6 protein-coding genes are annotated in these 6987 nt (G+C 69.8%); 2 read left to right on the forward strand and 4 right to left on the reverse strand.

The features are described from left to right. Positions 1-550: hypothetical protein (locus ACWC09_RS51775; protein WP_450859190.1), on the forward strand; the 550-nt coding region annotated here is incomplete at its 5' end. Positions 551-917: 367 nt separating this feature from the next. Next, on the forward strand, positions 918-1295 hold the full coding sequence (locus tag ACWC09_RS51780) for a helix-hairpin-helix domain-containing protein (protein ID WP_450859192.1): 378 nt from the start codon (positions 918-920) through the stop codon (positions 1293-1295). Between the two features lie 124 nt (positions 1296-1419). On the opposite strand, the gene ACWC09_RS51785 is transcribed toward ACWC09_RS51780, so the two are convergent. From ACWC09_RS51785 to ACWC09_RS51800, 4 genes are all read right to left on the reverse strand, one after another. After that, positions 1420-2541, reverse strand: a complete 1122-nt coding sequence (locus ACWC09_RS51785; protein ID WP_450859194.1) for an XdhC family protein — start codon at positions 2539-2541, stop codon at positions 1420-1422. Positions 2542-2689: 148 nt separating this feature from the next. Next, positions 2690-4882 (reverse strand): xanthine dehydrogenase family protein molybdopterin-binding subunit, encoded by a 2193-nt coding sequence (locus ACWC09_RS51790; protein WP_450859195.1) that lies wholly within the window; start codon positions 4880-4882, stop codon positions 2690-2692. Next, positions 4879-5859, reverse strand: coding sequence for an FAD binding domain-containing protein (locus ACWC09_RS51795; RefSeq protein ID WP_450859197.1), 981 nt, complete (start codon positions 5857-5859; stop codon positions 4879-4881). The genes ACWC09_RS51790 and ACWC09_RS51795 overlap by 4 nt, the downstream gene beginning before the upstream one ends. A gap of 13 nt (positions 5860-5872) precedes the next feature. After that, on the reverse strand, positions 5873-6511 hold the full coding sequence (locus ACWC09_RS51800; RefSeq protein WP_450859199.1) for a (2Fe-2S)-binding protein: 639 nt from the start codon (positions 6509-6511) through the stop codon (positions 5873-5875). Positions 6512-6987 lie beyond the last annotated feature (476 nt).

The following is a 6987-nucleotide window of genomic DNA, read 5'->3' on the forward strand; positions in this document are numbered from 1 at the left end:
GGCCTCCACCGTCCAGGTGGTCCCCCACGCCGGAGCCGGCGGCAGCGACTACCGCTTCCGGCTCTTCCGCGCCCCCGACAACCGCGTCTACGCCATCGCCCAAAGCGGCACCGACCCCCGGAAGCCGGTGAGCGATGAGGACACCGGCGCCGCAGGGATCAACAAGCTGCAATGGGGCGCTGTCGCCCTGACCGCCGAGCAGTACCCCACGATGAAGAAGCTCGCCGCGACGGGCCTGGGCCTCACCCCCCTCAACGAAGCCAAGCAGTTCTCCGTCTTCGGAACAGAGAACGGCAACCTGTTCGAGCTCTACGGACCGAAGGCACCCCAGTACCCCTGGCGCACCAGCCCCACCTCCATCGCCTTCGGCTTCAACACCACAAATCTGGACAAGGCCATGACCCAGCTCCAGAACAACGGCGCCGAGTGGGTCTCCACCGTCCAGGTGGTCCCCCACGCCGGAGCCGGCGGCAGCGACTACCGCTTCCGGCTCTTCCGCGCCCCCGACAACCGCGTCTACGCCATCTCCCAGAGCAACGCCACCAGCTGACTCCCTCCCCCTGCCGGGTGACCGACGTCCGCGTCGGCCACCCGGCAACATCACGACAGGCACCAGCGGCCGGCGCAGCAGTCCTGCCCGGCCCCCTCCTGTCAGCGCCCGGCTACTTCACCGACAGGATCCGTGTCTCATACCACCTGCCCGAAGACCAGCTCATCGAAGGCGCCAGCCGACTTACCACCGCCTGGAAGCAGTACCGGCGACACACCTGACCACCCCCGGTCGGCACCGGCCCGACCCGGTTCCTCGCCGTGCTCCCCGGATCGTCCGCCACAGTGGTCCTCGAGGCGGTCACAGCGGTGGTGTCGCCTTCTGCACCGGGCTTCTGGACCACGACCCGGGTATATGGCCGCGCCGGGTGTTCGTCGCCGATGCCCGTCGCCACGGGGCGGCGGTCCTGCCCATCGGTGTCAGCCGCTCCCGGGCCCCGCATGATGTCGAGCAGAACGGGCAGGGCTGGGATGTTCGGCTGGCCTTCTCCACCGTCGATGGCATCAGAGCGGCGGAGGCCGCACGCTTTGTCTCCGGTCAGACGTACGCCAGCCTGCAGGAGCTGTGTCAAGGCCCGGCTTCGATGCCCCTCGCGCAGCGCCTGATCCGGATCGGGGCGCTGGGCCCGCTCATGGACGATCTCACTCGGCGGGACCTGATGCTCCAGGCCACCGAGTTGCACCGGCAGTTCGCCGCCCAGCGGCAGCTGTCCGTCACTCGCGGTATGGGCCCGGGAAGCTGGTGACTGCGTCGGAGCAAGACCCTTAGGTCGGTGGCCACTCAGCCGTACGTGTCAATGAGCACGTGCTTCCTATTCCGCTCAGGCCGTCAATGGAACTTCACAGAAAATCGCGCACCGCATGAATGTCTCAAGCTATACCGTAAACGCGGTGGATCGGGCCGGTGACCCGGGTCAGGGGGAGGCCACTGCTCTGGTTGGAGTCGCCGATGATCTCGGCGGTTATGGAGACGGCCGTCTCCTCGGGGGTGCGGGCACCGAGGTCAAGGCCGATCGGGGAGCGCAACCGGGCCAACTGCCTGTCGGCGACCCCCACTTCACGCAGGCGGCGCAGGCGTTCGTCGTGGGTGCGGCGGGAGCCCAGGGCGCCGACGTAGCCGACGGGCAGATCGAGGGCGAGCCGGAGCAGGGGGATGTCGAACTTGGGGTCGTGGGTCAGCACGCAGACGGCGGTACGAGCGTCCACGGCCGTCCGTGCCAGGTAGCGGTGGGGCCAGTCGACGACCACCTCGTCGGCGTGCGGGAAGCGGGCTTCGGTGGCGAAGACGGGGCGGGCGTCGCACACGGTGACGTGGAAGCCGAGGAACTGGCCGGCCTGGGCGAGGGCGGCGGCGAAGTCGATCGCGCCGAAGATCAGCATGCGGGGGCGGGTGGCGGCCGCGTGGACGAGGACGGAGAGCTTCTCGGGGCAGGTGTCGGCGTCTCCGCCGAGGGTGAGGAGTGCGGTGCGTCCAGTACGCAGTTGGGCGGTGGCCCGGTCCGCCACTGCCCGCCCAGTCGGCCCGTCGCCGAGCGTGCTGTCGGCGATCCAACTGTCGCCGAGCACGCTCACAGTGGTGCCGGGCAATCGCTCGGGCCCGTCCACGACCTGCGCCACGGCGGCAGGCCGGCCCTCGACCGCCTCGGCGAGCGCCGCGCCGAGATGCGGCTGGGCGGCCGGGTCCACGCGCTGGACGAGCACGTCGAGTTCGCCGCCACAGGTCAGGCCCACGGCGAAGGCATCGTCGTCTGAGTAGCCGAACCAGGCGCGCTGGGGGCCGCCTCGGTCGTGGAGGACCTGGCCGCTCAGCTCGTACACCGCGCCCTCGACGCAGCCGCCGGAGATGCTGCCGATGGCGTTGCCGTCCTCGTCCACCGCCACCGACGTGCCGACGGGCAGGGGTGCGCTGCCGGTGACGCCGACGACGGTGGCCAGGGCGAAGGCGCGTTCCTCGCGGCACCAGCGGTGCAGTGTGTCCGCGATGTTCAGCATGGGGGTCTCCAGAACAGGCGGTCGCTGTCGCAGAAGTGGGTCGGGCCGCCGCCGCGTCCACGGGGGCGCATGCGCGGCGGCGGCCCGGGGAGGTCCGGCAGCCGTACGGGGAATTCGGCTGCCGGACCCGTCCATGGAGGCGGTGTCGTCAGAGCAACGCCTCCGCGGTGATGGGCAGTTGGCGGATCCGTCGGCCGGTTGCGTTGAAGACCGCGTTGCCGATCGCGGCCGCCACGCCCACCTGGACGACCTCGCCGAGTCCCTTGACGCCCAGCAGGTTGCCGGCGTTGTCCTCGCCGTCGAGGTAGATCGCCTTGATCTCGGGCACGTCGGCGTTCACTGGCACGAGGTAGTCGGCCAGGCTGGCGCTGACGATCCGCCCGTCCCGGTGGTCGGTGACCGTGTGCTCAAGGAGCGCCGTGCCGATACCGCCCACGATGCCGCCGAACGCCTGGCTCTCGGCCAGCTTGGGGCTGATGATCCGCCCCGCGTCGTACACGCCGAGCATCCGCCGCACCCGCACCAGACCCAGGCTCGCGTCCACGGCGACCTCGGCGAAGGTGGCGTTGTAGGCGAAGTAGGCAGACCGATCACTGCCCGGCCCGTTGTAGGAACCGTTCGCTTCCAAGTGGGAGCGGTCGTTGCGCGCCAGCAGACTCTTGTACGTCTCCCCGCGCGCCGGGCTGCCCTGCACGTGCAGTCGGCCGTTCCGCACCACCACGTCGTCCGCGTTCACGCCGTAGAGCGGCGACTCCCGGTCCTCGACGGCCAGCCGGATCGCCTGCTGCCGCACCTTGTTGCAGGCGTCGACGACGGCCGAGCCGACGCTGGCCATGGTCGCCGAGCCGCCGTGCGGCGAGGTCGGCGGATAGAGGGAGTCACCGAGCCGGAAGGTCACCGTGCGCATCGTCAACCCGAGTGCGTCCGCGGCCACTTGGGTCTGGGAGGTGTAGGTGCCGGGCCCCATGTCACTGGTGGCCGCCTCGACCACCGCGCTTCCGTCGGCGTCCAGGCGGGCCCGGGCCTTCGCGGGATACCGCCCCGGGTCGTAGACACCGGTGGCCATGCCCAGGCCGATCAGCGAGTCCCCCTCCCGCGTCGAGCGCGGCTTCGGGTTACGGCGGTCCCAGCCGAACTCACGGGCGCCGACCGTGTAGCACTCACTCAGCCGCCGGGTGGAGAACGGCTCGTTCGTCGACTCGTCCTCGCTCGGCTCGTTGCGCCGGCGCAACTCGATCGGGTCGACGCCGAGTTCGTGCGCGAGCTCGTCCATCGCGGACTCGATCACGAACGACGCGGAGGCGAAGCCGGGGCCGCGCATCCAGATAGGGGTGTTCACGTCGAGGGGCACCCTCCGGTACGCCTGACGGACGTTGGGCATGCTGTAGAGCATCTGACCTGCCGGCATGACGGCCTCGAAGAACGTCTCGTACGACGAGGTCTCGGCGTCGATGTCGTGGATCGCCGCGTTCAGCCGGCCTCGCCGGTCGCTGCCGAGCCGCAGCCGGTACTCGTACGACGGCCTGAAGCCGGTGCCGAAGTACATCTGCCTGCGGCTGAGCACCAGCTTGACCGGGCGCCGCGCCACCCGCGCGGCCAGCGCGGCGACGACCGTGTGCGGCCAGCAGCGCAGTCCGCTGCCGAAACCGCCGCCGACGAACGGCGAGATCACGCGCACCGAGTCCGCGGGCAGGTCGAACACGGCCGCGAGCTCGTCGTGCGTGCCCATCACCCACTGGGTCTTGTCCCAGACGGTCAGCTTGTCGCCGTCCCAGCGGGCGATGGTGGCGTGCGGCTCCATCGGGTTGTGGTGGTTGCGGGCCAGCTCGTACGTCAGGTCCAGCCGTACGGCCGAGGAACGCAGGCCGGCTTCCGCGTCGCCGCGCGCGTACTCCGTCGGCTCGCCCGGCTCGGCCTCGTGCAGGTCGGTCGAGGGCCGCTCGGCGTCGTAGCGGACCTTCACCAGACTCGCCCCGTGCTGCGCGGCCTCCAACGTGCTCGCCACCACGACCGCGACCGGCTGGCCGTGGAAGAGCACCCGATCATCCTGGAAGACCCTGAGCCTGCGCCCGGGCGGGTTGTTGGACCCGGCGTTGTCGTGGTACGGCAGCGTCGGCGCGTTGCCGTGATGGATCACCCGCAGCACACCGGCGTGTTTCTCGGCGTCGCCGGTGTCGATCGAGGTGATACGGCCGCGTCCGATGCTCGCGTCGACGATGACGGCATGCACCGCACCCTCGACGTCGTGTTCGGCGGCGTACAGCGCCTTTCCGGTGACCTTGAGGCGGCCGTCCACCCGGGACAGCGGCGCGCCCACGGCCGCCTGTGGCTGGGGGCTCACTTCGTACCTCCTACGATGCGCAGCTGGCGTGCGACGGTCCGCTTCAGCAGCTCGACCTTGAAGCCGTTGTGCTGAAGGGGACGGGCGCCGTCCGCCGCCTTCGCGGCAGCGGACGTCCACAGGGACTCCGAGGGACGCTCACCGACGAGGTGCTGCTCGACGGCGGGCAGTTTCCACGGCACGGTCCCCACGCCACCGGCGGCGACCTTCGCCTCCTGGATCACTCCGCGCCGCACGTGCAACGCGACGGCCGCCGAGGTCAGGGCGAACTCGTAGGACTGCCGGTCGCGCACCTTCAGGTATCCGGACTTGAGCGGACGTGGAAGCGCCGGGATCTCCACAGCCGTGATCAACTCGCCTTTTCTGAGGGCTTGTTCACGGTTCGGGGTGGTGCCGGGCCGTAGCAGGAAGTCGGCGAACGGCAGGGTGCGCGCGCCCTCCGCGCCGAGGAGATGCACCGTTGCCTCCAGGGCAGCGAAGGCCACAGCCACGTCGGAAGGGTGGGTGGCCACGCAGGCGTCGGAGGTGCCGAGGATCGCGTGCATCCGGTTGAAGCCCTCCCGCGCCGCACAACCGGAGCCGGGCTCACGCTTGTTGCAGGCGGCGGTCACATCACGGAAGTAGGTGCACCGGGTGCGTTGCATGATGTTGCCGCCGATGGTGGCCATGTTCCGCAGCTGGGCGGACGCGCTCAGTTCCAGGGCCTGGGAAATGACGGGATACAGCCTGCGCACCTTGGGGTGCGCGGCGGCCTCGGCCATCCGCACCAGCGCTCCGATGCGCACGCCCCCGCGCTCGGTGACGGTGACTTCGCGGAGCGGCAGGCCGGAGATGTCGACCAGCGCCTCGGGTCGCTCGACGGTCTCCCGCATCAGGTCGACCAGCGTGGTCCCCCCGGCGATGTAACGACCCCCTGCGCGACCGGCCTTGAGGGCTTCACCGGTGTCGGAGACGCGGGTGTAGGAGAAGGGATTCATGGTGGGCCGCTCCTTACTTCCGGCCCGCGGTCTGTTCGACCGCGCGCACGATCTTGACGTAGCAGCCGCAGCGGCAGATGTTGCCGCTCATCCACTCCCGTATCTCCTCCGGCGAACCGGTGTGGCCCTCCTGGATGCAGCCGACGCCGGAGAGGATCTGCCCTGGAGTGCAGTACCCGCACTGGAAGGCGTCCTCGTCGATGAACGCCTGCTGCAACGGGTGCAGTTCGTCGCCCTTGGCCAGGCCCTCGATGGTGGTGACCTCGGCGCCCTCCAGCCGAACGGCCAGCGTCAGGCAGGAGTTGACCCGCTGTCCGTCGACCAGAACCGTGCACGCCCCGCAGGCCCCGGCGTTGCAGCCCTTCTTGGAGCCGGTCAGGTCGAGGTGCTCGCGCAGCAGGTCAAGGAGCGAGGTGCGGTTGTCCACCGTCAGGGTCCGGCGGGTGCCGTTGACCGTCAGGGAGACCCGGCTGGAGGGCGCCGCTTCCGCGGCGGCGGCCTCCTCCGAGCCGGCGAGGAACGTCCCTCCGGCCACCACGGCACCGCCCACCACGACACCAGTGGCGATGACGGTACGTCGGCTGGGCCCCGAGGAGGACACACCCGATTCGGTGGAGGGTGGAACAGCGGATTCAGAGAGGTCAGCAGACATGCGTACGCCTTCGCATCGCGGACAGGAAAGTCGTGAACAACAGCGGGGCAGCAGGCGCGGGTTCAACGCCGCCACGGGGAAAGGGCTACCGCGCGCCTTGGCAGCGACGGCCGGTCACGCCGGGAGTCTTGCATCACCGGCGACACTCGCGACAGGGAGACTTTTATCCCCCCTTTGCCTTCTCGTGATCTTCTCCATGACGAGGAGGGCGGTGAGCGAACTGAATTCTTGAGGGCATGATTCTTGAGGTCATGGCACATTTCGCGCGCCGCCGGGCAAGAGCCTGACTCTGCCAGTGGTAGGAACCGCGAACGTAGGCACATTCCTGCCCTGGGTCATTTCCCGGCGGCGAGGCAGGCTCGTCACGGTGCCCGGTCGGAACAGGGCTTGATCAAGTTCCCTGAGCGTCCGGGTTGGTGATGCCCAGGAGCGGGAGGGTTCGTTCGGGCTGATCGCGGATTGCGCGGGTGGTCTTG

The organism is Streptomyces sp. NPDC001617 (genome assembly GCF_053596855.1).

What these genes read in the sequence shown, in the direction of transcription:
- ACWC09_RS51800 (WP_450859199.1), bottom strand. Translation starts at nt 6,511, where the DNA reads ATGTCTGCTGACCTCTCTGAATCCGCTGTTCCACCCTCCACCGAATCG.
- ACWC09_RS51795 (WP_450859197.1), bottom strand. Translation starts at nt 5,859, where the DNA reads ATGAATCCCTTCTCCTACACCCGCGTCTCCGACACCGGTGAAGCCCTC.
- ACWC09_RS51785 (WP_450859194.1), bottom strand. Translation starts at nt 2,541, where the DNA reads ATGCTGAACATCGCGGACACACTGCACCGCTGGTGCCGCGAGGAACGC.